The sequence below is a fragment of the Arenicella chitinivorans genome, from assembly GCF_014651515.1.
In the GTDB taxonomy this organism is placed as follows: Bacteria; Pseudomonadota; Gammaproteobacteria; order Arenicellales; family Arenicellaceae; genus Arenicella; species Arenicella chitinivorans.
On the sequence record NZ_BMXA01000006.1, the window covers coordinates 88,184 to 111,523 of the forward strand.

20 protein-coding genes are annotated in these 23,340 nt (G+C 50.2%); 6 read left to right on the forward strand and 14 right to left on the reverse strand.

Translation table 11 applies throughout. The annotated features are described in order from the left end of the window. Positions 1-13: 13 nt before the first annotated feature. From IE055_RS14520 to IE055_RS14555, 8 genes are all read right to left on the reverse strand, one after another. Complete coding sequence (locus IE055_RS14520; RefSeq protein WP_189402398.1) at positions 14-460, reverse strand: DUF1178 family protein; 447 nt, start codon at positions 458-460, stop codon at positions 14-16. A gap of 15 nt (positions 461-475) precedes the next feature. Further along, on the reverse strand, positions 476-2,287 hold the full coding sequence (gene typA, locus IE055_RS14525; RefSeq protein WP_189402399.1) for a translational GTPase TypA: 1,812 nt from the start codon (positions 2,285-2,287) through the stop codon (positions 476-478). A 137-nt stretch (positions 2,288-2,424) separates the two neighbouring features. After that, complete coding sequence (locus IE055_RS14530) at positions 2,425-3,714, reverse strand: ATP-binding protein (protein WP_189402400.1); 1,290 nt, start codon at positions 3,712-3,714, stop codon at positions 2,425-2,427. Positions 3,715-3,855: 141 nt separating this feature from the next. Further along, on the reverse strand, positions 3,856-4,149 hold the full coding sequence (locus IE055_RS14535) for a hypothetical protein (protein WP_189402401.1): 294 nt from the start codon (positions 4,147-4,149) through the stop codon (positions 3,856-3,858). Positions 4,150-4,619: 470 nt separating this feature from the next. Further along, on the reverse strand, positions 4,620-6,011 hold the full coding sequence (locus IE055_RS14540) for an efflux transporter outer membrane subunit (protein WP_189402402.1): 1,392 nt from the start codon (positions 6,009-6,011) through the stop codon (positions 4,620-4,622). After that, entirely contained in the window at positions 6,004-9,159 is a 3,156-nt protein-coding gene (locus IE055_RS14545; protein WP_189402403.1) for a multidrug efflux RND transporter permease subunit, read from the reverse strand. The genes IE055_RS14540 and IE055_RS14545 overlap by 8 nt, the downstream gene beginning before the upstream one ends. Continuing rightward, positions 9,159-10,457, reverse strand: coding sequence for an efflux RND transporter periplasmic adaptor subunit (locus IE055_RS14550; RefSeq protein WP_189402404.1), 1,299 nt, complete (start codon positions 10,455-10,457; stop codon positions 9,159-9,161). The genes IE055_RS14545 and IE055_RS14550 overlap by 1 nt, the downstream gene beginning before the upstream one ends. A 169-nt stretch (positions 10,458-10,626) precedes the next feature. Next, positions 10,627-11,079, reverse strand: coding sequence for a GbsR/MarR family transcriptional regulator (locus tag IE055_RS14555; RefSeq protein ID WP_189402405.1), 453 nt, complete (start codon positions 11,077-11,079; stop codon positions 10,627-10,629). Positions 11,080-11,511: 432 nt separating this feature from the next. Here IE055_RS14555 and IE055_RS14560 point away from each other — a divergent pair, with 432 nt between their 5' ends. Both IE055_RS14560 and IE055_RS14565 read left to right on the forward strand, forming a co-directional pair. Further along, positions 11,512-12,072 (forward strand): hypothetical protein, encoded by a 561-nt coding sequence (locus IE055_RS14560; protein WP_189402406.1) that lies wholly within the window; start codon positions 11,512-11,514, stop codon positions 12,070-12,072. Between the two features lie 16 nt (positions 12,073-12,088). Continuing rightward, positions 12,089-13,528 carry a PepSY-associated TM helix domain-containing protein gene (locus tag IE055_RS14565; protein ID WP_189402407.1) on the forward strand — a complete coding sequence of 480 codons (1,440 nt, stop codon included), beginning with the start codon at positions 12,089-12,091 and terminating at the stop codon, positions 13,526-13,528. A gap of 138 nt (positions 13,529-13,666) precedes the next feature. Here the strand turns inward: IE055_RS14565 and IE055_RS14570 are convergent, their stop codons facing one another. From IE055_RS14570 to IE055_RS14580, 3 genes are read right to left on the reverse strand one after another with little or no spacing between them, the layout of a single operon-like run. Continuing rightward, the gene (locus tag IE055_RS14570; RefSeq protein ID WP_189402408.1) at positions 13,667-15,385 is read right to left on the reverse strand and encodes a SulP family inorganic anion transporter; all 1,719 of its coding nucleotides are present in this window, start codon (positions 15,383-15,385) and stop codon (positions 13,667-13,669) included. Positions 15,386-15,408: 23 nt separating this feature from the next. After that, entirely contained in the window at positions 15,409-16,650 is a 1,242-nt protein-coding gene (locus tag IE055_RS14575; RefSeq protein WP_189402409.1) for an NAD(P)/FAD-dependent oxidoreductase, read from the reverse strand. Positions 16,651-16,669: 19 nt separating this feature from the next. After that, positions 16,670-17,572 (reverse strand): MBL fold metallo-hydrolase, encoded by a 903-nt coding sequence (locus IE055_RS14580; RefSeq protein ID WP_189402410.1) that lies wholly within the window; start codon positions 17,570-17,572, stop codon positions 16,670-16,672. Positions 17,573-17,766: 194 nt separating this feature from the next. Here IE055_RS14580 and IE055_RS14585 point away from each other — a divergent pair, with 194 nt between their 5' ends. The 4 genes from IE055_RS14585 (at position 17,767) to IE055_RS14600 (ending at position 20,284) form a co-directional block, all read left to right on the forward strand. Then, entirely contained in the window at positions 17,767-19,056 is a 1,290-nt protein-coding gene (locus tag IE055_RS14585) for a sigma-54 interaction domain-containing protein (protein WP_189402411.1), read from the forward strand. A gap of 72 nt (positions 19,057-19,128) precedes the next feature. Then, the gene (locus IE055_RS14590) at positions 19,129-19,434 is read left to right on the forward strand and encodes an ArsR/SmtB family transcription factor (RefSeq protein ID WP_229794317.1); all 306 of its coding nucleotides are present in this window, start codon (positions 19,129-19,131) and stop codon (positions 19,432-19,434) included. 11 nt (positions 19,435-19,445) lie between these two features. After that, positions 19,446-19,868 (forward strand): YeeE/YedE family protein, encoded by a 423-nt coding sequence (locus IE055_RS14595; RefSeq protein WP_229794318.1) that lies wholly within the window; start codon positions 19,446-19,448, stop codon positions 19,866-19,868. A 5-nt stretch (positions 19,869-19,873) separates the two neighbouring features. Further along, the gene (locus tag IE055_RS14600; RefSeq protein ID WP_189402412.1) at positions 19,874-20,284 is read left to right on the forward strand and encodes a DUF6691 family protein; all 411 of its coding nucleotides are present in this window, start codon (positions 19,874-19,876) and stop codon (positions 20,282-20,284) included. Between the two features lie 18 nt (positions 20,285-20,302). On the opposite strand, the gene IE055_RS14605 is transcribed toward IE055_RS14600, so the two are convergent. From IE055_RS14605 to ccoS, 3 genes are all read right to left on the reverse strand, one after another. Then, the gene (locus tag IE055_RS14605; protein ID WP_189402413.1) at positions 20,303-22,237 is read right to left on the reverse strand and encodes an ankyrin repeat domain-containing protein; all 1,935 of its coding nucleotides are present in this window, start codon (positions 22,235-22,237) and stop codon (positions 20,303-20,305) included. A 168-nt stretch (positions 22,238-22,405) separates the two neighbouring features. After that, entirely contained in the window at positions 22,406-23,140 is a 735-nt protein-coding gene (locus tag IE055_RS14610; protein WP_189402414.1) for a sulfite exporter TauE/SafE family protein, read from the reverse strand. A 42-nt stretch (positions 23,141-23,182) separates the two neighbouring features. Then, positions 23,183-23,335, reverse strand: coding sequence for a cbb3-type cytochrome oxidase assembly protein CcoS (gene ccoS, locus IE055_RS14615; RefSeq protein ID WP_189402415.1), 153 nt, complete (start codon positions 23,333-23,335; stop codon positions 23,183-23,185). Positions 23,336-23,340: the final 5 nt, after the last annotated feature.

A 23,340-nucleotide genomic window follows, 5' to 3' on the forward strand; every position in this document is an offset into this window, starting at 1 on the left:
GGGTCGAAATTCGTTAGTTCAACTTTTTCTTATTGATTGGCTTTGGTGGAAGACGCATTGCACTGACGCCCTCTTCCGCCAGCTCCTCCAACTCATCCTGACTGACAATACCACGAATATTCCCTTCTTCGCGTTCACCACGGTGAATGCTCAGTGCTTCTTCCGCGAAACGGTTGCCGACATCCTCGAAATTCTTTTCGATAAAGTCGTGTACGCGACCGAGCATATCCTGCAATTTGCTGAAGGCTTCGGCAGAACCTCCACCAGCAGCAATGTGCGCCTGAGGCGACGCCGCCCCGCGTGAAATCTTGGGCGCGGCAAGCTTTTTGGTTATGGCCTGCGAGTCACAGACCGGACACGAGACCATGCCTTGTTCCAATTGCTGAGTAAAATCATCGGCACCTTTGAACCATCCTTCAAAGGCGTGATTTGCATCGCAAATTAGATCGTAAATAACCATGGCCGGAATCTACCCTTAACTGGCTTCGCGACTCGCTCGCTTACGCTCATGCTCCAACAAGAATCGCTTGCGAATTCGAATGCTCTCAGGTGTGATTTCAACCAACTCATCATCGTCGATAAACTCCAACGCTGATTCAAGAGTGTGTCGAACAGGTGGCACCAGTTGAATTGCGTCATCTTTACCAGATGCACGCACATTGGTTAGCTGTTTGCCTTTGAGCGGGTTCACAGTCAAATCGTTATCGCGCGAATGCACACCGACCACCTGGCCTTCGTACACCATCTGCGATGGGCCGATCATCATTTTACCGCGATCTTGAAGATTAAAAATGGCGAAACCAAGGGCTTTACCTGTGCCGTTCGAAATCAGCACACCGTTCTTACGCTGACCATAGGCTTTTTGTTTCTTAGGCGCGTACTTATCGAAAATATGATAAATCAAGCCAGAACCAGACGTTAACGTCATAAACTCAGTCTGGAAACCGATCAGTCCGCGCGATGGAATACTAAAATCCAGTCGAACACGACCTTTGCCATCCGGCGCCATGCTTTGCAGATCACCGCCTCGTTCTTGTAGCGCCTGCATGACGGCACCTTGATTTTCCTCATCAATATCTACAGTTAAGCTCTCAAACGGCTCATGAGTCTCACCATCGACCTCTTTATAGATTACTTCAGGGCGAGAAACCGCTAACTCAAAGCCCTCACGACGCATGTTTTCAAGCAGAACCGACAAATGCAGTTCACCGCGCCCAGATACTTTAAACTTTTCAGGGTCTTCGGTATCTTCGACCCGCAGTGCCACATTATGCAGCAACTCTTTTTGTAAACGATCTCGAATCTGGCGTGAAGTAAGAAACTTACCTTCCTGTCCTGCGAACGGAGACGTATTAACCTGGAATGTCATGGTCACAGTAGGCTCGTCTACCGTCAATGGTGGCAGCGCTTCAACGGCTTCGCGGTCACAAATCGTATCCGAGATAAACAGCTCATCCATACCGGTAATTGCGACGATGTCACCTGCTTTGGCTTCGTCAACTTCGATTCGTTCCAAGCCTTTGAAACCAAACACTTTGCCAATACGACCGTTTTTGGTTTTGCCTTCGGTATCAATCACCGTAACTGGAGAATTAGTTTTCACCACACCTTGTTTGATCCGGCCAATACCGATCACACCCAGATAGCTGGAGTAATCCAACTGTGAAACTTGCATCTGGAAAGGTTTATTCTCTTCTACTGGCGGTGGTGGCACATGCTCGATGATCGTTTCGAATAGCTTGTCCATGTTATCCGTCAAGTTTTCCGGATCGTCGGTTGCAAAACCATTGATCGCGGACGCGTAAATTACTGGGAAATCCAGCTGTTCGTCTGTGGCGCCTAACAGATCAAACAAATCAAAGGTCTGGTCCAACACCCAGTCTGGGCGTGCGCCGTCACGGTCAATCTTATTAATGACCACAATTGGTTGTAAGTTGTGTTCGAAGGCCTTCTGGGTCACAAACCGGGTTTGAGGCATCGGACCATCCACCGCATCCACCAGCAGAATCACGGAGTCGACCATAGACAAGATACGCTCAACCTCACCACCAAAGTCGGCGTGACCTGGCGTGTCGACGATATTGATACGATAGTCCTTCCAAGTGAGAGCTGTCGGCTTAGCGAGAATGGTGATGCCCCGCTCCTTCTCGATGTCATTACTGTCCATGACCCGCTCAACGATTTCAGCACGTTCATCAAAAGTGCCAGACTGCTGTAACAATTTGTCAACCAGCGTGGTCTTGCCGTGGTCTACGTGCGCGATAATTGCAATGTTGCGTAACTTCATGGGAATTGGGAAAGGAGTTGCCTAAAAATAAAGCGCGATTATAGGCAAACCAGAACTAATTACTAGCGTTTATGATGCGTTATTGCCGGCTTTTTACAGCACGACCACAATGCTACTTGAACTAAGCGGCGAACCGATTACGTGGCTTGTTTTACCTTTAACCCCGCCTTCGGAAATCGCACCGTAAACTGACAGTATTCGCGTACTTGGTTTTGAATTGAAACAAAGCCGCCAACGCTCTTGATCAGCAACCTGAGCTCACCCAATGTTTGCTCGTGTTCAGACAGCGATAACTGCTTACTTCGACTGTGGTAATCCGGTAGAAAGATTAGTTTTATCGCGCGCTCCAACGGCATGGATTTCGCACTGTCGACATCTAGCAACTCCAATTCAACGGCCCGCGTAATAATGTCCTCAAAGTCTAAGCCTTCGCCGTCATCTCTAACCATCACAAGATAGTCCGTTGGTGTTTCATGAATCGATACGTAGATCGACATAAAACTTTCTTTTCCAGCCATTACTCGAAATTCCGGTGGACGCCCGCCATGCTGGATACTATTTCGAATAAACTGTTCAACCAGCTGCTCAACCACCATAGACAGCGGCTCAGGAAGTTGATTAGTTTCGACCCCAGACACCGTGAGTTCAGCATGGTGACCAGTAAAGCTCGACTCTTCACGAACCACGTGTTCAAGAAATTCACGAAAATTCTGCGGCACCGGCAGGGGCGCGTCATTTGCGGAAAGTACCGTAATTTCGTGTTTCCAGTCTCGCCGCGCGCGCAAGCCTGCATAACACACATAACATGCCATTAACCCTGCGAGGATCAATCCTGCATATTGCGCGCTTCTCATCAGCTGTGTGCGCCGAGTGACAACACGCTCAAACTTGGTCACCAACAGACCCAGCTTAAGTTTGGCCGCGTCAAATTGGGCGTCGCGCAGTAGACGGATTGTAGAGCCAATCTCAAACTCATCATTGCCGAGCAAAGAATTCAGGGGTTGGATTGAGAAAGATTGACCAGGGACGACCGCATCATGCCCAGTTTCCAGCGCTTCTAACTCAGTGATCAATCGGGCAATTTCAGCCTCCGTGAGATCCGCATGGACCCGGCCTGGTAAAGTCGAAACGGTACCAGCGACAAATACCAGCCTGTCCAGCTTCTTCTGATTCCAGTGCGAAACAAGCACGTAAGCTATGACATAGGTCACCAGTGCCACGCTCGCGACCATTATTTTTTTAAACCTTAAATCGTTTTCCAATGAAATACCCTGCCCAAACCGAGCCCCTCCTCTCTTGCCAATCTTAGCGCATGCGCTGTTAAATACAAACCGCCATCGTAGTTTACGGCGATACCAGACAAATGCCTTACAATTTGACTTTGCGAGTTGAGACGGTTTAACTCTACCTTGAGTGACGTCGGTCATGACTGACCTTGATCAATACTACATACGTCCGTGTTCACGTGAAGGTTGATGCGCCTCATTCGCTATCAACGTTCACTTACTTTAGCGCAACCCGTGCGCAGTTGATACTAAACGGTGGTACTACACCGAGGGTATAAGATTCTAATGGAAGTAACTATTGATTGGAATCAAATCTAGAAAATCGTCTTCACTCATAAGATCGGCAGTGGCCGAGTCGAAATCAGTCGACTCCATTGCAAGCTCCGGCGTCGCCTGAACAAGTGGGAGGTTAACGTCAGCAGGCTGAGAAATCTTTATGAACGCTACCGTATGCCAGTCACGCACAAACTCCTGTATGCGCTGCGGATGTTGTTGCGGTGCTACCGCAACCGGTTTTTGTACTTCACAAGCTTCATTGGTCTGAGTTGAATTTGGGGAGCTATTTCTTCGTTTCATCTTTGTACTCCGTTGTCAGCGTCGTCGGACGAATTGAAACTGCAGTGTGCGAGGAATAGGAATATCACTCTACACACCCTACTTTGCAGATATCCAAACGCCAATTGTACGAGTCCCCAGTCATATACAATCACCTTCGGCAAGTTTGGATTTGCGTTTCGGTAAACAAACCAATCGACCTGGTTTGGCAGTCTAAATGTTTAGCTTAGAAAGGCTTGCCCGCCAAATTGAGTGGGCAAGCTTCCAGACTATCAGTGTGCACCAAATCACTATCACTATGCAACTATTTATTCATTTTCAAATGCTTACCATTATTACGCCATGACCAACCTTAGGATTGGCCGCTAAACCACACCTAGGCCGAGCAGTGTCATACAAGACAAATGTTTACCAAGGGTAAAGCATTCATACTCGGTTTAATCTGCAGTTGATTCAATGTCACCAGATCGAAGGTGAACGTGAACCACACTTCACTCGCTCAAACCGCCGCCGAGTGCCACATACAAACCGAGCAGATTTGCAGTTTGAATACGCCGAACCTGTAACAAGGCCTGCTCTGCAGCGAACAAATTTCGTTCGGCATCTAAGACTTCAATATATCGCACAACGCCCTCTTCATAACGTTTCTTTGCGAGTTCCGCTAAGCGTCGTTGCGCCACAATACCGCGTTGCTGTGCCTGTAATTGCTCGGCGAGGAAGCGACGTGCGGCAAGCGCGTCCGCCACCTCTTGAAATGCAACCTGAATTGCCTTTTCGTACTCCGCCAACGCGATGCGCTCTCTTGAATTAGTCGCGTCCAGATTCGCACGTCGTCGCCCGAGATCGAAGATGGGAAGGTCGATTGACGGCCCGTAAGACCACGCCCGAGCATCCGAACCAACTAAATCATCGAGTTCAGCAGACGCGTACCCATAACTAGCAGTCAGGCGAATCGACGGGAAAAAAGCCGCACGCGCTGCACCGATATTGGCTCGCGCAGCTATCAGTCGACGCTCCGCCGCGTGCAAGTCCGGGCGACGCTCCAATAACTCGGACGGCAACCCCGCATCCAATTCCAACGCGTTCAGTTGCTGTCCAAGTGGCAAGCCAGGCGGCAACGCCTCATCCACCGAACCACCAATTAAAACCGTCAACAAGTTTTGACTGTTTGAGTATGCCAACCGAAGCGCTGCCAGCTCGGCCTCCGCCTGCGTCAAAAGCGTCTGCGCTTGCCTAAACTCAAGTTCCGATGTGACGCCCGCCGCAAGTCGACGATCCGCAATTCTAAGCTGTTCACGTCGCGCATCGACCGTCGCTTCGGCAAGCGCTACTCGCTCCTCTGCCTCCAGTGCAGATAAGTACGCATTCGTCACCGAACGCATCAATGAGAGCTGAAATGCGCGCGCGGCTTCGGCAGTAGCAAGATAGTTGTTGCGCGCCGAAGCTGATGTATTTCTTACCCGCCCCCAGAAGTCCAGTTCAAACGCAGAAACGACCGTACTGAGGCCATACTGCTCGCTGACTCCCGCCGCTTCACCAACTAGGGCCGATGAGGTTCTAGCGCGCTGACCACTTGCGCTAAGCGCTAATGTCGGCAAGCGGTCAGCACGAGCTATACCGTATGCGGCACGTGCTTCCTCGACCCGTTCAACCGCGACCCGCAAGTCCCGGTTACTCGACAACGCTGCATCGATCAGCGCTTCCAAGCGTGAATCTTGAATCAGCTCACGCCAATCCAAATCCATCGCCTCATACGTTTTATTGGCCGGTTCATCTTCGGCCGCATAGTTTTGTGGCACGGGCAAGTCTGGCCGCACATGCTTAGGTGCCAACTGGCAGGCAGACAGAGACAACACAATAAAAATAACACCGAATCTAGTCATGAGATGAGACCTCCAAAGCGCCAACCGATGCTCCGTCAAACGCCGTCTTGTCACCAGCTATCCAGCGTCGAACCGCTAAATAACTAAGTGGAATAAAAAAGATACCCAGCAGGGTTGCCACAATGACACCGCCCATAACTCCGGTACCAACAGCGATCCGACTGGCGGCACCAGCACCGGATGATAGAGCCAAGGGCACCATGCCAAGAATGAACGCCATGGACGTCATGATAATAGGACGCAGACGCAATCGAACTGCATTCATGGTGGCTCGAAAAATACTTTGTCCCTCAGCCTCTTCCTCCAAGGCAAATTCGACAATGAGTATGGAGTTCTTTGCCGCCAAACCAATGATTGTGACTAAACCAACATTGAAATAGATATCGGCAGGCAAGCCCCGCATTAACGAGAACAATACCGCACCTAACACGCCAAGCGGCACCACCAAAAGTACCGATAATGGAATAGACCAGCTCTCATACAAGGCTGCCAATAACAAAAACACGACGAGCAAAGACATTGCCATAAGGGTTCCAACTTGGCCGGCCGATTGTTGTTCCTCATAGGATAATCCAGTCCACTCGTAGCCAAAGCCTTCGGGCAGCTGAGCGCTCAGTTTTACCATTTCGGCCATCGCCTCACCGGTGGAGAACCCGGGCGCGGGTACACCAGAGATTGTCTGAGATGGATACCCATTGTAGCGATTAAGCTGCGGTGATCCAGCGGTCCACTCCACGGTGGTGAATGCGCCAAAGGGCACCATGTCGCCGTGCGCGCTTCTTACACGGAGGTCCAACACATCCTCCGGCGTCATACGGAACTGTGCATCGGCTTGCACTAGCACGCGAAGAATCCGACCGGCTCGAGCAAAGTCATTGGCATAAGCGCCTCCCATCGCGATCGATAACGTCGAGTTGACGTCGCTGATTGCCAGACCCAAAGCACGCGCTTTGGTTCGATCGATATTCACTCGCAACTGCGGCGCGTCAGCCTGACCTTCTGGCCTTACCTGCGTTAAGACGGCGCTCTGACTGGCCGCCCCGAGCAACTGGTTGCGCGCTTGCGTCAAAGCCTCGTGACCGTGACCAGCTCGATCCTGAAGCACAAATGTAAAGCCACTGGCCACACCGAGTTCACGAATCGGAGGCGGGTTCAGTGTAAAGATGATCGCTTGCTTAACTCTACCGAGAGCGCCCATAGCGCGTGCTGCGAGCGAACTGGCGCTATTTTCCTCACCGGGACGCTCATCCCAAGGTTTAAGCGACACAAACGCCATTGCATTGGCTTGTCCTGCCCCAAAGAAACTGAATCCACGCACCAAGGTCACAGCGTCTACCTGTGGTTGATTCTGGTAAAACTCAGTCACATGGGCAATGGCTTCATTGGTTCGCTCAGTCGTCGCGCCGGGCGGTGCTTGAATCACGGTAAAGACACTACCTTGGTCCTCGCTCGGAATGAAACTACCCGGCAAACGGCTAAATAACAGAATCGTCACCGCCACGAGCAAGAAAAAGGTCGCGATAAACCTAACCGGTCGAGACAACATAAAGCCAACCACTGATTGATACCTTAATGTGGTGCGTGCGAACCAATCATTAAACGCCCGAAAATAGGTACCTGCCGGAGACTGTGCTGCATCAGGAGACTTTGGCTTCAACAAGGTCGCGCACAGTGCCGGTGTTAAGGTGAAGGCTAAAATGGCCGAGAATGTTATCGACACCGCAAGCGTTAATGCAAACTGTCGATAAATACCACCGGTCGAACCAGGGAAAAATGCCATTGGTACAAACACAGACACCAGCACCAGGGTAATACCTACGATTGCCGATGTAATCTGCTTCATGGCCACCACAGTAGCCTCATAGGCAGGCAAGTCGTCTTCTTCCATGACTCGTTCAACATTTTCGACCACCACGATCGCGTCATCGACCAGGATTCCAATCGCAAGCACCATCGCAAAAAGGGTTAACACATTGATCGAAAAACCGAATATCCACAGCCCAATACAACCACCAGCTAGCGCTACAGGTACGACGATGGTTGGTATGAGTGTGGCCCGCCAGCTTTGCAAAAACAAAAACATAACCAACACAATCAAGACCATGGCTTCTACGAGGGTCTTCACGACTTCCTTAATGGATATCTCGATAAACGGCGTGGTGTCGTAAGGCACGCTCCAGCCAATATCCTCTGGAAAAGATGCCTCCATTTCTTCTAATCGTTTTCGCACACCAGCTGCTGCGTCGAGGGCATTCGCACCGGTACTTAGCTGCACGGCCATCCCCGCGGCCGGCTTGCCATTCATTTCGAGGTTAAAGAGATAGTCCTGCGCACCCAATTCCACGCGCGCGACATCGCCGAGGCGTACTGCAGACCCGTCGGTATTCGAACGTAGAATAATGGATTCAAACTCTTCGGTAGTCTCGAATCGACTCTGGGTAAGAATCGGTGCGGTAACCTCGACGCCGGGGGCGATCGGACGATCCCCCAGAGTTCCCCCAGGCGATTGGCTGTTCTGCTCGCGCACCGCAGCGAGCACCTCGGAGGCCGAAAGCTTATAGCTCGCCAGTTTGTCAGGGTCCAACCAAATACGCATCGCGTACTCAGAGGAAAATGACTGGATGTCCCCAACTCCGGGGACACGACGTAACTCGTCCACCACTCGAGTATTAACAAAGTTACCCAACTCCAGAGTATCGGTAGCGCCAGTTTTAGAGGTCATCGCCACGATCATCAGGAAACTAGACGAGGCCTTGTTCACCTGAATCCCTTGTCGCCGCACCTCCTCTGGTAGCCGTTGCTCAATGGTCTGCAGTCGGTTTTGCACATCCACTTGCGCCACGTCGACGTCGGTACCCGCATCGAAGGTGACAGTGATCGTGGCCGTACCATTCGATTGACTTGTTGAAGACATGTACAAAAAGCCTTCCACACCATTGAGAGCCTGCTCAATAACCTGTGTAACGTTGGTTTCCAGGACACGCGCATCGGCACCCGGATAGTTTACGCTCACGGACAGTGACGGCGGTGCAATCGACGGGTACTGCTCGATTGCGAGGCTCCGCAATGCGCTCAAACCTGCCAACAGGATTGTCAGTGCGATGACCCAAGCAAAGATGGGTCGATCAATGTAAAAACGCGGATTCATCAGGTGCGCTCCGGATTAACGGTTTCGGTACTTTGTTCGGTACTTTGTTCGGTACTTTGTTCGGTACTTTGTTCGGTACTTTGTTCGGTACTTTGTTCGGTACTTTGTTCGGTACTTTGTTCGGAAGGCGCGACAGGTTCCTTCGCTGATACGTTTAAAGATGGTTCAGTGATTTGCATGTCTGCATTCACCACGGTAACCGGCGCGCCGGGGACTATTTTTTGTAATCCATCAACAATCACGCGCTCGCCACCACGTAAACCTGACGCTATACGCCAATAGCCATTGGTAAGTTCACCCAGTTGCACCGGTCGGAGTTCAACTTGGTTAGATTGACTAACTACCATCACGGATGCACTCTGAGGGCTTATTTGAACCGCTCGTTGTGGCACTAGAATAGTGTCTGGGCGTACGCCTGCCATTAACTTGGCCCGCACAAACTGCCCTGGCACCAAAATTTGTTCCGGATTTGGAAACTCCGCACGTACCGCCAATGTGCCAGTATCTTGGTCAATGGAATAACTGAAGAAATCCAGATGCCCTTGATGCGGATACACTGAGCCGTCTTCGAGCTCGAGACTCACCATAATGCGTTCCAATTCTGGTACCTCGAGATCACCCTGAGCAATGTCACGCCGCGTTTTCAGCAGATCCGAACTCGATTGCGAAAAATTTATGTACACATTGTCGATCTGCTCGATCGTGGTCAGCAGGGTTGCGCCTGCGGCACTGACTAAGGCACCTTCAGTCACCTGCGCTCGACCCGCACGCCCCTTGATCGGCGCAGTGACGGTGGCAAAACTTAAATTTAATTCCGCACTCTCCTGTTGTGCCAGCATTTGTGCCACGTCAGCTTGCGCAGTACGGAGTCTCGCCACCGCCGCGTCGTACTCCTGCTCGCTTATAGCTTGTTCTGCGACCAACCCCTTAAATCGCCGGACATCCTGTTGCGCATTCGCAACGGTAGCTTGCGCACGCGCCAAAGAGGCATTCACTGCATTTAATTCAGCTTTGAGTTCCCGCGGATCAATCTCAAACAGAGGTTGCCCCTCTTCCACATCCCTGCCCTCAGTATACAAGCGCCGATCCACAATACCGTCCACGCGGGCACGAACTTCAGCCGTTCGAATCGCCTGTACTCGGCCAGGAAACTCCACAATATTGTCGGTGCGGACGGGCTTAATCGTCACAACGCTAACTTCGGGCGCCATCATCTGGGGAGCTTGATTGCCATTACTGCACGCGACCAACGCCACGACAACAAACAAGCTCAATAAACTGCGATAAATTTTTTTCATCTTAAAATACACTCAATACAACAGAGAGTTAAAATTGATACCTATGTACGGTTTTGCCGGCGACATCCTGCGCGCTTATAACGAGGCCGCATTCGCACCGCAAATCTGCAGGGTTCGTTCCTCAGGTGAGGGGTAAATCGGATTGGAATCGGTTATTGCTTCACGTCGACTAAATTTTTTTGAGCGCATTGATCAAATCTTCAATATTCTCAATCATGACTTCGGTGACACGACACTGATCTTGTACTCGTTTCTGCTTAAAGGAATTCTTTGGCATATTGCTGACCGTTTTTTTCAACAGCTTCATGTGATCCACCAAGCGATCTTTCTTGCGCTCGAACAATTGTGTGTATGGTGAATCGGGCAACTTGAAATAGTCTTGTCGTTCACCCATTAAGCTGACACGATCCAAAACTCCTAGCGACTCCAAAAGCCGTGTATTTGTACTGACACTGCCGCGACTAACTTTCAACCGATCGACTAGATTTGAAAAGCTGATTGGCTCCTCTTCGAGCACAACCACCGCGAATATCTGACCGGCAATCTTTGGCAAGCCGTCAGCCTGCATTTTCAAGCCGGTATATTCGATAAATTCAATCTCAGTTTGCGTTAACTTCTTCATCTTTAGCCCCACAGACTCTCGCGATATATTGTTTAGTATCAACTGAATGATTCGAACGCAAAAGTTAAAAAAAACGAAAACTCGGGACCTCACCATCGAGGTAATCAATCAGTTTTAGATATTATTACCAGTTTGAGGCCAGTTGAAACAGTCAGCCGCCGCCGCAAATCCTAACCCAACCAGCGTGTAGGTGATACTAAAATCATTTAGCATGACCGTCAATCATTTTGTTCAATTATTATTGAACAATTTAACTGTTTTAACGTTTTATTACACAAATACGCCAACAGCCTGCATATTCCACCGAAGATTCAAGGGTACGGAGATTTAGCAACGATGGGCAACGTCGATAAAAATACTTGAGCTCACCGATGAATGCAGTAAAATCCCTTTTCATATTTATTGCAAATCATTCCTATTCGCATTCTTATAATGACTTTCGGATTTACCCTGCTTTGTGGCCTAGTCGGTCTCGGTCTTGTATTCCACACTTGGAACTCGCAACAGGACACCCATCCGCCCGTCCAACACGGGGTATTTCTTGCGGCTGGATGGAGTTGTGTTTTGCTGTCAATGTGTCTACTCGTAATTGAGTTCGGCATTGAATTTGGCCTTGTTTACACAACCTGTTTAATCTTTTTTCTACCGATTCCGTTCCTAGCAATCAATTTGCAAGCACGGCATCCGATTAAATCCGAGGTGTTTAAATTTACGCCGATAAACTGGCAGTTTGAACGTTGGCCACAGCAAGTACTGACTGGCCTTTTCATAACAGTGGCATGTTGTGTATTTTCACTTGTAGCCACACTCGCGATGACGATCCCATTACACTGGAGTGACGTCGGCCGAATGACGTTTATGGTGTTGCTATTTCCGCTGTTTTGGGCCGTCGCTGCCATTTTCTTCCTGTATCACTCACGAAAGTCTCGGGCCGCATGCTGGATCGTCGGCTTATCGGTGATCTGTGGCCTAGCAATCTATTTAACCCGATAGACCATACTCAGTCATCATGCTTGATAAAGCCTTCTTCACCCGATCACTAAATGTGCACGCCTACCTTGGCCTGATGGTTGGCGCACTGATGTACCTTATTTGTTTAAGCGGTTCGCTCGCCGTGTACTACGAAGAGCTCGAACGCTGGGAACAGCCCGCGGCACAAGAGTATCTAGAGTTTGATATTGAGACAATTGACTCCGCGTTCAACCGACTCCTGCAGGAAAACCCGGATGCGGTGACGCCACACATGTACGTCACCCTGCCGACCGCCGCCAACCCGCGTGTTGCGATCAGTACCGAAGAACAGGGTTGGTATGTCGATCAAAGTGGCAACCTAGGCCCAACCACGGCGCACCCTTGGTCCACTTTACTCACCGATCTACACCTGTACCTGCACCTTCCCGAGTCTTGGGGCATGATTTTGGTCAGCACCTTAGGTGTATTTTTGCTCGCGCTGATTATCTCTGGTTTCATGTCGCATCGAACCTTGTTTAAAGATGCCTTCAAACTCCGCATGTTCGGTAACAAACAACTCGAACAAACAGACTTGCACAATCGACTCAGCGTTTGGGGCGCTCCATTTTATGTCGTTATCGCAGTCACAGGTGCATTTTTCGGTCTCGCCATGTTCGCGCTCTACCTATACGCATCGGTCTACAATCAGGGTGATATTCAAGGTTTGAGCAAACAAGTATACGGTAGCGAACCCGAATTAAATCAGGCTATCGAGACAATCGCGCTGGCCAAGGCCTTTCAGCAAATGCCAGACCTTGCACCGCAGACAACTCCTTTGTTTGCCATTGTGCATGACACTGGCACACCTGGACAGTTCATTGAAATTTACAGCCAATATCCGAATCGCCTCATCTACTCCGACAATTTCGTTTTTGACGCCAGCGGGCGATTCCTGAGTCGTGACGGTTTCTCTGACGGCGAAGCTGGCAAACAAATCGTTTATTCAATGTACCGATTGCATTTTGGTCACTTCGGCGGCTGGTGGACCAAAGCACTGTATTTGATCCTTGGTCTAGCGCTCACCGTGGTCTCTGTCAGCGGAGTAAATCTATGGTTAACCAAACGCAGGAAGCGTGATGCCATCAACAACCTCTGGGTTGGCCTAGTTTGGGGCACGCTGGTCGCCCTATCCGTCACCGCAGCCTATCGCTTCTTAACGAACGATGCTCCGAGCTGGCTGTTTTGGCTGACTTTACTCGTATCGGCGGGCTACGCACACTGGGTTAACCACGAAGCATCCGCAAAGCGTCACTTGATCCTAGCTTGGTTATGCAGCAGTGTCGCCGTTTTGATCACGTACGTAGCACAATATGGACCGGCTGCCGCAACGCCGATTTCGTTCTGGGTGAATGGATTGATGCTAGCAATACCACTCGCCTTCTGCACGCTGACCATCTCGAACACGCGGCGTCTTGAAACCAACGCAAGGCCGACCTAGCGTTGCTTAGAACTTAATCGCGAGCCATTTTACCACCCAAGGAGGCGGACCTAGGCAGTTGTATGTCGCAACACTGCAAACAAAGCATTCTCACATTGGCCGCAACTCCCTTAACGTGTGCAAGTAGTCCAAAGACTCTCAATCCTCTGTTGCCAATGCCTGGTACGCTGCAAAGGCACTCAAATATTGCTCGCCGCTTAACTGGTCCCAAAATCCTGCTTTGGTCAAAATACATTTCACCGGCACCTTCACCTCGGCAAGACTTAGGGAAATGTTGCGTTTGAAAAGTGCATCATTCACCTCAAACAACATCTCGATGGCGGTAAGGTCGACAGTGTTTACCGCACCAAAATGCAGAACAATATGGCGGGTTTCACTATTTTGACTCGCTCGCGAGAGAATCCAGTCCTCAAGGTACGCTGCATTTGAAAAAATCAAACTCTCATCAATCCGAATAAACACCAACGCCGTATGTTCAAGAACTCGATAATGGCGAATATTACGGAAGTGCTCCGAGTTCGGCATCAACCCAATTTCGGCGATGTGCGGTGTCGATGTGTGGTACAGATGCAGCAAGACAGACGCAATGATACCGCTGGCGACACCAGCCTCGACCCCATGGAGCAAGGTCACCAATATGGTGGCCGACACTGCGATAAAATCGGCCTTTGAGAGCCGCCAAGCTTGCCGCAGAATACCGAAGTCAACCAGCGACATCACTGCCACGACAATGGTTGCAGCCAACATGGCAATCGGCAGATAAAACAGGTACTCGGTCAGAAAAAAAGCGGCCACGGCAATACCAATAGCCGTGAATAATCCTGCAAATTGTGTTTGCGCGCCGGCATCAAAGTTTACCACCGAGCGAGCAAAACCACCGGTCACAGGAAATGCACCAGCTAAACCAGACGCAATATTAGCGCTCCCCAGAGCTATCAGTTCCTGATTAGGGTCTACTTTTTCCTGCCGCTTAGCAGCCAACGTTCGACCAACGGAGACGGACTCAACGTATCCAATGATTGCAATAAAAAAAGCCGGAAGCAGCAATGCTTTAACGGCTTGCAGATTTAGGTCCGGCCATGAAAATGTACCAAAACCCGGTGGTATCTGGCCGACGATCTTCACACCTTTTGCGTCCAAGCTTAGGAGCGCGACTAACAAAATCGTCACCACAACCCCGATCACAGGTGCGACTCTGGCTAGCTTCTGCGCGACTGGCTGACTTAACCCCGTCGCAGTAATCAGGTGACTTGCGTGTCTGCGAGCCAAGACGAGAAATAAAATCGAACCAACACCGATGGCCAAGGTGATCCAATGTACATCAGGCCACGCACGCCATAATGCAGCTGCCATATCAACAAATGTGCTTCCGGAGGCATCCACGCCAAGAATGTGGCGTATTTGACTCAGTGCGATTAACAATCCGGATGCAGTAATGAAGCCAGCCACCACTGAATGAGACAAAAAGTTTGCCACAAAGCCGAAACGCGCTAAGCCCATCGCGAGCGTCATGATACCAACCAACAAAGCCAGGAGAACAGCGCCACCGACATAGTCAATTAGGCCCGCTGACGTCACCTGAGCCAGTGCGGAGGCCGTCATAATCGATGCAACAGCTACCGGGCCGACCGCCAATGTTGTGCTCGAACCCAGTAGCGCATAGGCTACGAGTGGTAAAATACTGGCGTACAAACCGTATTGCGGTGGTAAGCCCGCCAAAATTGCATACGCCAACGACTGCGGGATCAGCATGATCGTCACCACCACAGCGGCGATCAGATCGCTAGTAAACTTCGTGCGATCGTACGCTGACAGTTGCGAGATTAACGGAAACAGTTTGGTGGCATTGAGTTTCATACGCAGACGCCTGACCGTAGCAATTACTGACCCGGCCCGGCGAACCACTCGCGCCCCTTCAGCATACCCTGCCAATACACCGCCGGCAGGATGCTCGCCTTCAGGGTCCAGGCTAACTTGGTTGGTTTCGTGCCATCATTCAACCAAGTTGGAAACGTTGGCGCGAGCTTACCGCCATAAGTGAACTCGGCTAACACAATTTTACCGTGTTCTACCGTCAATGGGCACGAACCGTAACCGTCATACACCGCTGACGGCGCACGATCATTCATCACATCCACGATATTCTGTGCCACCACCGGTGCCTGCTTACGCGCCGCGGCCATGGTTTTGGCGTTGGTGGTATTCATGACATCGCCAGCGCCCCACACGTTGTCGAACTTAACCGAACGCAAGCTGGCCGAATCAACCTCCAACCAGCCAGCCGTATCGGACAGACCGCTCTCTTGAATAAACGCCGGTGCGATCTGCGGCGGGCACACGTGCAGAAAGTCAAATTCGGTCTCGGTCACATGACCGTCTGCGTCTTTAAACCAGGCACGCTTAGCGTCGCCGTCCACCTTGGTCAAGGTTTGTGTAAACTTAAGATCAACGCCGTATTTATCAACATAGGACATCAAGGCAGGCACATAATCCTGCACACCGAACAAAACGCCACCACTGTTATAAAATTCAATGTCGATGTTCGCCAAACACCCATTTTTTCGCCAGTGGGAAGCAGACAGATACATCGCTTTTTGCGGTGCACCGGCACATTTTATCGGCATTGCTGGTTGGGTAAAGATGGCTTTGCCTGCACGCAACGTGCGCACCAACTCCCAAGTGTATGGCGCCAGATCAAACCGGTAGTTTGAAGTCACGCCATTGCGTCCCAAAGTCCCTTCCAGGCCTTCGATCCCCTGCCAGTTCAGCACCAAGCCCGGCGCAATCACCAGATGCTGGTAATACACACGCGCACCGTCGGCCAGCGTGACGGCGTTGTCATCTGCTTGGATAACAGTAACGCGTTGCTGAATCCAATCACAGCCAGACGGAATCAAATCCACCGTATTACGCACCGTAGTCTGGGCATCAAACACACCACCACCAACCATAGTCCAACCAGGTTGGTAATAGTGGTCTTTAGATGGGTCGACCAACGCAATACGGAGGTCGCGCTTTCGCTTCAACAGGCTGGCGGCAGTAGCAATACCAGCACTGCCAGCGCCAACCACCACTACGTCATATCGTGCACCGTCAACGGTACGATCGTTTATAGTCGACATATTACTCCTCCAAAATTGATTACTTATTATGGCTTTGTAATGGCTGTTTTAAGCCATTGACCGGCACCTTGAGATACACCGACGCATTGTCTTCTGCCGGCGGAAAATGACCTGCGCGCATATTTACCTGCAATGAAGGCATGATCAAACGAGGCATATCCAAGGTTGCATCGCGTGCTTCGCGCATTGACACGAACTTGTCTTCGGAAATGCCTGCGTGCACATGAATATTCTTGGCCTTTTGCTCAGCCACCGAACTTAGAAACTCCAGCGGACGATCGTTTGGCTGGTAGTCGTGACACATAAATAAACGCGTATCATCAGGCAAACTCAATACCCGTTGAATCGATTGATACAGAGTGCGTGCATCGCCGCCAGGGAAATCGGCCCGCGCCGTACCGCCATCCGGCATAAAAATGGTATCTCCAACAAACACTGCATCACCAATCACATGAGTCATGCAGGCCGGCGTATGACCCGGCGTGTGCATCGCGCGACCACGCAGATTACCAATACGGTATTCTTGATCGTCGTCAAACAGAATATCGAATTGACTACCATCCCGTTGAAACTCAGTGCCTTCGTTAAACAAGCGACCGAACTCGTTCTGTACGGTGGTGATGTGCTTACTGATCGCAATTTTACCGCCCAACTTACTTTGGATATATGGCGCGGCCGATAAGTGATCGGCGTGCACATGCGTCTCGATCAGCATTTGCAGATCAAGATCGTGCTCTTGGATATAACGAATAATATTATCGGCACTGGTGTAGTCCACGGTGCCGGATGCATAGTCGAAATCCAAAACCGAATCCACGACCGCGCAGGCACTGGATTCAGGATCCTTAACAATATAAGAGAATGTACTCGTGATTGCCTCGTAGAACGGCAACACATCCGGTTTTAACACAGTATCTTTCATAGCTACCTCACAATAGGTTCTTTGGAAGCGACCGAGCGCCTCAACAATGTTCTCGCAGTTATCAAAGCAAGTCTCGTGCCAAGTCGTATTCGCCCAAGCAGTGCACCAGTTGATACCATTTTTGCGAAAAGAGAAAGCCAAACAATGCCAATTATGACAACATATTGCCATATTGGACAAAATATCTATCCACAATGAATGATCTCAGCCAAATCCTTGAAGGGTTCGATGTACCTGCAATTCTAGTGACAGCGGATTATCAAATCCTTGCCACCAACACCATCTACAGTGATAAGTTCGGCAGCATTAACTTGGAGTCCAATCCGAAGTGCTTTGCTGTCTCACATGGTTACGATAAACCATGTGATCTCGCTGGTGAGGACTGCCCTCTCTTGGCGGCTAAATCATCCGGCAACAAAGAGAAAGTGCTGCACATTCATCAAACTCCGAATGGCCGCGAGCATGTCGATGTGGAAATGATTCCAATCTTCGATGATGAGAAACAGCTTAAATACTTTATTGAACTTCTTAGACCCGTGCCTCTGGCCAGTGGGCACGCGAATACAAGACAACTCGTCGGTGACAGCGTCGCGTTCAAAGCGGTCCTTGCCAATGCGACGCGCGTTGCGAAAAGTGACGTCAACGTGCTATTGCAAGGCGAGTCTGGCACTGGCAAGGAAATGATCGCACATGTCATTCATTTAGCCAGCGATCGAGCGCAACAAGCCATGGTAACGTTGGAATGTGCTGGTCTCAGCGAGACACTGATCGAAAGCGAGCTCTTTGGGCATAAAAAAGGCGCGTTCACGGGAGCACACAATGAAAAGGAAGGGCTGGTTGCACAATCCGATGGTGGCACCTTGTTCCTCGACGAAATCGGCGATGTTTCGCTTTCAACACAAGTTAAACTGTTGCGTTTGATCGAGACCAAGACCTATCGCCGCGTCGGTGATACCGCGATCCGCACGTCCAACTTTCGGTTGATCTGCGCCACCAACCGCGATTTATCGACGATGGTCGAACGCGGGGAATTTCGACTGGACCTGCTTTACCGAATCAATGTGTTTCCCATAACTATCCCCCCGCTGCGGGAGCGATCTGCAGACATCCCAGGTTTAATTCAGCACATGCTATCACTGGTAGGCGGAGATTTTCATTTCACCAAAGGCGCTGTCGAATACCTTAAAACGTATGCCTTTCCGGGCAACATTCGCGAATTACGGAACATCGTTCACCGTGCCACCATTCTTTGCGAAACCAATATAATTGACCAGAAGTGCTTGTTAGCGGCGTTGGATTTGGGTGCAAACCGCATAACAAACACAACGCGTACCACGCTTCCGTCACTCAAAGAAAACGAACTGCTATACCTTGAAACACTTAGACAACAGTTCGGCGATGACAAAGAGAAGATGGCAGCAGTCGCGGGAATCAGTTTACGCACGCTGTATCGCAAGCTGGAGCAGATTACGAAGATCTCGTAGTGTCGCGGCCTTGCCCAGCATTCTTGCATCAACTGGCTTGACTTTACATTATATTTGCATATATATAGACATATGAATATATCAACCATGCAACCCGTTGCGGATCAAGTAAGCAGCGTGCTCAAATCGATCTCCAGCCCAAAACGCTTATTGGTTTTGTGCCAGTTAGCCGAAGGCGAGCGATGTGTCGGTGAATTGTCGGCAGCCCTATCGATGACGTCACCAGCTATGTCCCAGCAACTGAGTATTTTGCGGCGTGAAGGCATTGTCGAGACGCGGCGCGACGGGCAAGTGGTTTATTACTCGATTAAAGACGAAAACGTGCTTGCGATTATGGCGTTGTTATATCAACGCTACTGCGCCCCAGCACATAATTAAAGAGAACATTTATGATGCACGATTTTATTTATGCGCTTATCGGCGGCGGCTTGATTGGGGTTGCCACCGTATTATTGATGGCCGCAGAAGGTAACATTCTGGGTATCAGTGGCATTTTAAGCAGGTCATTAACTCCACCTACTGAGCACGCAATATGGCGCTGGGTATTTCTGGCAGGCCTTATGTTGTCACCGGTGATATTACTGAGCGTGACTAAGCTTACGATGCCGTTGGAGATAACACCAAATCCCTGGCTGTTGGCAATTGCTGGACTGCTAGTTGGACTCGGCACAGTCATTGGTAACGGTTGCACATCGGGACATGGCGTGTGCGGTATTTCCCGCATGTCGCCACGTTCGATCGTTGCCACGTCAGTGTTTATTGGAACGGCAGTCGCCACCGTGGCTGTGATGAATCTAGCTACTGGAGGTTAATCAATATGCGTCTATTAATTGTCTTTATTACTGGATTGATATTTGGCGCGGGCCTAGTCATTTCAGAAATGACCAACCCAGCCAAAGTCATCGGCTTCTTGGATATCTTTGGCGAATGGGACCCTTCCCTAGCCTTCGTCATGATCGGTGCCATAACCGTCACACTGATTGGGTTTCGCATAGTACTCCGCCGTGAATTATCTTGGTTTAAACAACAATTTAAAATCCCGGAAAATCGCCAAATTGATAGCAAGCTCGTTCTCGGCGCCGTTTTATTCGGACTTGGCTGGGGACTGGTTGGCTTATGTCCAGGGCCAGCGCTGGCGGTGATTTTAGTTCACGCGTCCAGCACCGGCTTATTCTTTGGTATGATGGTCGCCGGGATGTTTCTGGGTCGCCTCTATATGGATCGCTGAGGAATCAGACACCCGTACTCAGGATTCAGCCTGTGCATCAAGCTCAGCCGGGTCACCGCCCAGTTGCGAAATGGTCTCGGCATATCGCTGCTTTAAGTGCGCCTTACGTTTCCAAAACTTAGTCAGTCGCCGACCTTCTTTTACCGCTATGTCGAGTGCCGTCAGACCCTCTGCATTCCTGACCTTTGGGTCTGCACCTCGCGCCAATAGCAACTTCACCAATTCAGGGTGTGAACGGCGTGCGGCCAGCATCAACATGGTATTGCCTTTCTTGTTCACATGATCAATATCGACGCCCGCGTTGAGTACAGCGTCGACTGCGCGCGCGGCAAATCGCAATTTGCTCTGATACACCTCAGCATACGCGGCCGTCTTCTGTTCAAGAATATTATTGGGAGCAACATAGACAATCGCGTGGTGGCCAGCACTGGACGGCTTTCCGGACTCACCTGCTAAGTTTAGCCCATAACTCAGAAGCTGTTTAAATAGCCGGTCAGCGACGATAGCCGCTTCATTGTCATGCTGCTTGGCAATAATCGAATACAAATCATAATGTTCGTCAGCGACTGGCAGGGGCTGCTTTAAATCAATCAAGTATTGAATCAGCTCTGGGTTACGGCCTTCCAGCGCATATCGCCACACACGCTCCGGTTTGTCTGGCATCAAGATCGACTGACTCTTTAAAAAGCGCACAATATTCGCATCCCCACCCTGCAAAGCCGCAGACATCAAGACCTTGCTGTCCCAGTTGGGATATTGTTCTGGCTGAATCGGCTCGAGCAAAGCGCCAGCTTGCGTTAAAGCCTTGAACACTGAGCCGTGACCACCGTAGGCCGCGGCCAGCAACGGATTCGCGAAATACGCACTTTCCGCACCAACTACCCCATTCGGGTCTGCACCTTTTTCCAATAATGCTTTAACGATATTAAGCTTGCCCTCCTGCGCTGCTAAGCTGATCGGCATGTCACCACTCGAGGTTGGTCGCGAGACGTCTGCACCGGCATTAAGCAAGTGGAACACCGCGTCGTCATCAGCATATTGGATCGCTACGTGGAGCGGTTGCTGGTAATATTGCACATCAAAGTTGACTTGACCCTCAGCCCATTTAATCAGCTTGGGCAAGTGGATAGATTGAGGCGAACTGGCATAATAGTTCATCAGTTCGACATCATGATCCGGGTTCTCACCAAATGGCGTATTCTTCAACTCGGACATCGCGGCAACATAATCTTCCTGATAGCTATCGCGCCATAACTGGCTGTCATATTCCGGGTATTGTTCCTCATCCGTCATGATCGAGTCGTAAAACCCGGCATAACCGACCTCGCTGTATTTACCGGTTTCACAATCAAATAACAAGGATGCGTTGTTATACACGCGTTTGCCGTGCTTGGTAAGTTGCCAATCGTACTCCAGTGATTCACGTGCACCGTACGGTTTTCGAACTCGTAATTGCTCGTAATCACAGAGCGCCGCGGTGAGGCCATAGCGCATCGCCTCTTGCAGCGCGGCCGCTCCCTCCTCTGCGCACCACTGTGGATCGTCATCTGAATCAGAATTGCTGCGGCAGAGCTTAATATGTAACCGTTCGAAATTGGCCAACGTCATACCCGTCGACTGTGATTGCACGCTGAGGCGTTCGGCAGCCTTTTCACACAATGACTGTGTGTCATTCGCTTCTTGATCATGAATTGCGAGCTCTAGATTAAGACAGCGTGCCCGATAATCGTTCTGCAATTCAGTGACATCACCAATCTTCTTATCACTGAATTCCTTGATGCCAGCATCGACCTCTGCCTGTTCGGCCGCAACCTGTTGTTCGTAATCACGGTGCAACCACCAGCTATACGCATAAACACTGAGGACCGCTAGAACAACGACAAACCAGATGGCATTCCAGATGAATTTAATGACGCCAGCCAAAATAGCGACGAATTGTTTAAGAAACTTCAAGGTAAAAAACTCCGTTTAACTTAGGTTTGGACACTGCAACACCCAATATCCGATAACTGTTTAGCGCCCGCACCCAAGCAGCGAGACACACCGCATCAGCATACTTTCCACATCCCAAGGTTGGAATTCTAGCCTTTGAGGCGGAACAATACCACCTTAGACATCCGCTCACGTGACACAGAAGACCAAATTGATAAGCTGAGGATATGCGCGCAAAAACTCAGAAGACACCCAATACGGCGCGGAGATAATTAACAACCCTCCACAGACAAAAAACACACCGGCAGCCATCTGTACTCCGCGATGCTTTACAATTTCTTGGAGCCGCTTAAACAACATGCCAGATAACACTAACGAGGGCATCGTGCCGAGACCAAAACCTAAGGTGATCATACCGGCATCCACTAAGTTATTGGTAAACACCGTGGTGAGCAACACTGCATAGACCAAGCCGCATGGGATTAAGCCCCAAATCATTCCGTTGAGCAACGTGCGCAATGGCGTGCTGACAATTTCATTGTGCGGTTTAATGCCGCGGCTGGCAATGCGCCACATACCCGTTCCAAATTGCTCTAGAAAACGGAACGGTCTAGACTGTCGCAAAATAAAGTGGACCCCAATCAACAAAACCACACTGCCAGTAAATAAGCGCACTGCTCGAATCATTGTCGGTGTATTGACCTGACTCAAAACGGAAAGGCCCAGCAAACTCAATACGACGCCCAGAGTGAGATACATCACCACGCGCCCCGCATTGAGCAACAATAAATGATGAAAAAGCTGGACGCGTGACAATAACACAAAGCTGGGTTGACTCTGCAACGCTACCTGAATACCACCACACATACCTGCACAATGTGCGCTGCCAACCAGTCCAAGAATGAGTGCGGACCAAAATGTCATCATGAACCCTGCTGGCTATTTATGCCATCAACATCAACCGACTCAGTCGTTGGTACTGGGTTCATCGTCGAGAATAGATAAAGCCGGTGAATCTAGATCATCAAATTGGCCACTGCGTGTCGCCCAAAAAAATGCGCCAATCGCAACAACCACCAAAAGCAGACTCAACGGAATCAAAAGAAAGATAATTTCCATACGTA

Bases quoted from the DNA above. Each gene is read 5' to 3' on its own strand.
- IE055_RS14535 (WP_189402401.1), bottom strand. From the start codon at position 4,149: ATGAAACGAAGAAATAGCTCCCCAAATTCAACTCAGACCAATGAAGCT.
- typA (WP_189402399.1), bottom strand. From the start codon at position 2,287: ATGAAGTTACGCAACATTGCAATTATCGCGCACGTAGACCACGGCAAG.
- IE055_RS14590 (WP_229794317.1), top strand. From the start codon at position 19,129: ATGAATATATCAACCATGCAACCCGTTGCGGATCAAGTAAGCAGCGTG.
- IE055_RS14550 (WP_189402404.1), bottom strand. From the start codon at position 10,457: ATGAAAAAAATTTATCGCAGTTTATTGAGCTTGTTTGTTGTCGTGGCG.
- IE055_RS14565 (WP_189402407.1), top strand. From the start codon at position 12,089: ATGCTTGATAAAGCCTTCTTCACCCGATCACTAAATGTGCACGCCTAC.
- IE055_RS14555 (WP_189402405.1), bottom strand. From the start codon at position 11,079: ATGAAGAAGTTAACGCAAACTGAGATTGAATTTATCGAATATACCGGC.
- IE055_RS14585 (WP_189402411.1), top strand. From the start codon at position 17,767: ATGAATGATCTCAGCCAAATCCTTGAAGGGTTCGATGTACCTGCAATT.
- IE055_RS14540 (WP_189402402.1), bottom strand. From the start codon at position 6,011: ATGACTAGATTCGGTGTTATTTTTATTGTGTTGTCTCTGTCTGCCTGC.
- IE055_RS14570 (WP_189402408.1), bottom strand. From the start codon at position 15,385: ATGAAACTCAATGCCACCAAACTGTTTCCGTTAATCTCGCAACTGTCA.
- IE055_RS14595 (WP_229794318.1), top strand. From the start codon at position 19,446: ATGATGCACGATTTTATTTATGCGCTTATCGGCGGCGGCTTGATTGGG.
- IE055_RS14520 (WP_189402398.1), bottom strand. From the start codon at position 460: ATGGTTATTTACGATCTAATTTGCGATGCAAATCACGCCTTTGAAGGA.
- ccoS (WP_189402415.1), bottom strand. From the start codon at position 23,335: ATGGAAATTATCTTTCTTTTGATTCCGTTGAGTCTGCTTTTGGTGGTT.
- IE055_RS14545 (WP_189402403.1), bottom strand. From the start codon at position 9,159: ATGAATCCGCGTTTTTACATTGATCGACCCATCTTTGCTTGGGTCATC.
- IE055_RS14560 (WP_189402406.1), top strand. From the start codon at position 11,512: ATGACTTTCGGATTTACCCTGCTTTGTGGCCTAGTCGGTCTCGGTCTT.
- IE055_RS14610 (WP_189402414.1), bottom strand. From the start codon at position 23,140: ATGACATTTTGGTCCGCACTCATTCTTGGACTGGTTGGCAGCGCACAT.
- IE055_RS14530 (WP_189402400.1), bottom strand. From the start codon at position 3,714: ATGACCGACGTCACTCAAGGTAGAGTTAAACCGTCTCAACTCGCAAAG.
- IE055_RS14575 (WP_189402409.1), bottom strand. From the start codon at position 16,650: ATGTCGACTATAAACGATCGTACCGTTGACGGTGCACGATATGACGTA.
- IE055_RS14600 (WP_189402412.1), top strand. From the start codon at position 19,874: ATGCGTCTATTAATTGTCTTTATTACTGGATTGATATTTGGCGCGGGC.
- IE055_RS14580 (WP_189402410.1), bottom strand. From the start codon at position 17,572: ATGAAAGATACTGTGTTAAAACCGGATGTGTTGCCGTTCTACGAGGCA.